This window comes from Limosilactobacillus gastricus DSM 16045, assembly GCF_001434365.1.
Taxonomy (GTDB): Bacteria; Bacillota; Bacilli; order Lactobacillales; family Lactobacillaceae; genus Limosilactobacillus; species Limosilactobacillus gastricus.
The window spans coordinates 1-2362 of record NZ_AZFN01000044.1; the positions used below are offsets into that span (position 1 = coordinate 1).

General features: G+C 34.1%; 3 protein-coding genes and 1 pseudogene. 3 read left to right on the top strand and 1 reads right to left on the bottom strand.

Features of this window, described 5'->3' with window-relative positions:
* Positions 1–528, bottom strand: a pseudogene (locus tag FC60_RS09025) (site-specific integrase); the annotation flags it as partial.
* A 138-nt stretch (positions 529–666) separates the two neighbouring features.
* Between FC60_RS09025 and FC60_RS09030 the strand changes: the two are divergent.
* From FC60_RS09030 to FC60_RS09040, 3 genes are read left to right on the top strand one after another with little or no spacing between them, the layout of a single operon-like run.
* Positions 667–1017, top strand: a complete 351-nt coding sequence (locus FC60_RS09030) for a type II toxin-antitoxin system RelE/ParE family toxin (RefSeq protein WP_056938043.1) — start codon at positions 667–669, stop codon at positions 1015–1017.
* A complete protein-coding gene (locus tag FC60_RS09035; protein ID WP_010011622.1) occupies positions 1014–1298 on the top strand; it encodes a helix-turn-helix domain-containing protein in 285 nt (94 codons plus the stop codon). The genes FC60_RS09030 and FC60_RS09035 overlap by 4 nt, the downstream gene beginning before the upstream one ends.
* A gap of 33 nt (positions 1299–1331) precedes the next feature.
* Positions 1332–2120 (top strand): hypothetical protein, encoded by a 789-nt coding sequence (locus tag FC60_RS09040; RefSeq protein WP_056938044.1) that lies wholly within the window; start codon positions 1332–1334, stop codon positions 2118–2120.
* The last annotated feature ends 242 nt before the right edge of the window (positions 2121–2362 follow it).

The following is a 2362-nucleotide window of genomic DNA, read 5'->3' on the forward strand; positions in this document are numbered from 1 at the left end:
GCTAAAGTCATGGCTTCACTAGAATGATTGAGCAAATTCATGACTAATCCAATATTATAATTTGATTGCGTGTAGACGCGATAAGCACCGGTTTTGCGCATTGTATGGGTACCTAGATAATTAATTCCTAACAGATCACCAACTTTACTCATGATTTTGTAGAACTGTTTTTCCGTGATATGGCGCTCTGGGTGTTGAATTGAGGGAAAGAGCCATTCAGAATCCAGCTGATGATTAAGTAGCCATTGGCGATACAATAAGAGCCCTGTTTGAACCGGTTTAAGGTACAAGGTATTAGGTTTACCCGTTTTTTCGGTCATGAATGAACGTATTTTGTTTAATAGAACCGTCCGGATTAAAAATATCGGTCTGTTTTAAGCGCATGACATCACTGACTCGCAACAGTGTCGCCTTGCCAACTTGAAAAACTGTATAGTTACGCCGGCCAGCTTTAAAGTTATTGAGTAAAGTATCTTGAACATCATTAAGTACATTCGAATCTTTGATTGGTAGGACAATTTGTTGCATATAAAAATCACCTCGTTGGTGGAGACATAATCCCTTGGTACAAGCGGAAATATGAATTTCACACTTCCACTTGTACCAAGGATTTGTGTAATAACATATTTGTTTGCTTTTTGATAGCCAATAAGCTATCATGTGAATATGAAAAAAATGGAATTTGACTATTATGACTGGAATGAATTTAAAAAATTTTTGAATCAATCACCTGATAAAGACGCTGCCAAATTAATTGCGACCATTCAAAATATTGAAAATAACGGTCTAATCATCGCAGAACGTCAATTATGGGTCAAAAAGCTAGACAACAACCTCTATGAGATTCGTTCTAAGAGAGCTTCAAATATTCAGAGAGCTATCTATTTCCAAGTACAAGGATCTCAGTACTTAATCACCAATGCATTCACTAAAAAAACGCAAAAAACACCAGAAATTGAAAAGAAAATTGCTCGGAATCGACGCAGCAAGTATTTTAACAAGGAGGACCAACAATGAGTAAAATTGACGAATATGTTACTGAAAGAAGTAAAAACAATCCTGATTTTGCAAAACTCGTTGAACAAGAAAACATCAATTTAGAGGTAGCAGTTAAAGTCCGTGATCTCCGTGAAAATATGGGTATGAGTCAACGTGCATTTGCTAGTCTAATTGGTAAACCACAATCAACCATTGCTAGGATTGAAAATGGATCGATGAATGCTTCAACTAGGGTATTATCTGAGATTGCTCAGGCAACTAATCAGCGATTAACCATTCAATTTATGCCGGTAATATAGTTAAAAACTACCAATGCTAAGGAGCTAGAAATAATGGATTCAGGTAAGCAATCATTAAATAATAATAAAATGTTAGAAGCAATCACCAATAATGATTTTCGCTCACTCTTAAAATTAGTCGTTGAAAATCCAATTGCACATGTTAACAGATCTGAATATTTAGCAAAAGTATTTAAAGTAACAGAATCAGATATTATCAATGGACACTTAGATATTTCCTTAAAAGAAAGAAAAAAGGTTGCACAAAAACAAATTACAGCAACGGTAAGAAATACTACTGTTATTTCTTTTCTTACTGGAATTCCCGGGGGAATTGCAATAGCAGGGACAATACCCGGCGATATTATTCAAAACATGGTTTACTCCATCAGATTGGCTCAACAATTAGCCTATATATATGATTTTGATGATTTGATCGAAGAAGATGGAAAAATTCAAACAAATGGATTGTTATTATTTTTAGGAACAATGGCTGGAGTAAATGGATCAGCTTCTTTGTTGCGGGTGTCAAGTTCTAATGCTATAAAGTATGCTTCTAAACAAATATTAGGGAAACCCTTAATGAAAACTTTGTGGTACCCATTATTAAAAAAAATAACTAGTATAGTTGCTGGAAAAACACTAACCAGAAAAGGACTAGCCTCTGGAATTGCGAAAATTGTTCCAATCGTTGGTGGGGTTACTTCGGGAAGTATAACTATGATTGGAATGGAAATGTCAGCTAAGAAACTAAATTCAGAGTTATTAAGGGGATTTGAACAGAATTATTCAGAAAGAGATTATGAAAAAGATATAAAAATTATTGAAGCAGAAATAATATAAATAGGGTTCTTACCAAGGGACTATAAATTATATAAACATATAAATAACCCCCAGCATCTATAATATAGATATTGGGGGGTTATTTTAACAATGTTTTCGAGGGGGTATTTGTATATTATAGACCCTGCAATGATTTACTTGGTTTCTTAAGTTAAGTATTTTATTCAGTGAGTTCTTTCTTTAATTCTCTTTTCCAATTTGGGGAATGGATTATTTGGTCCCCTGTCAATAAAATAGACAAT

What these genes read in the sequence shown, in the direction of transcription:
- FC60_RS09030 (WP_056938043.1), top strand. Translation starts at nt 667, where the DNA reads ATGAAAAAAATGGAATTTGACTATTATGACTGGAATGAATTTAAAAAA.
- FC60_RS09035 (WP_010011622.1), top strand. Translation starts at nt 1,014, where the DNA reads ATGAGTAAAATTGACGAATATGTTACTGAAAGAAGTAAAAACAATCCT.
- FC60_RS09040 (WP_056938044.1), top strand. Translation starts at nt 1,332, where the DNA reads ATGGATTCAGGTAAGCAATCATTAAATAATAATAAAATGTTAGAAGCA.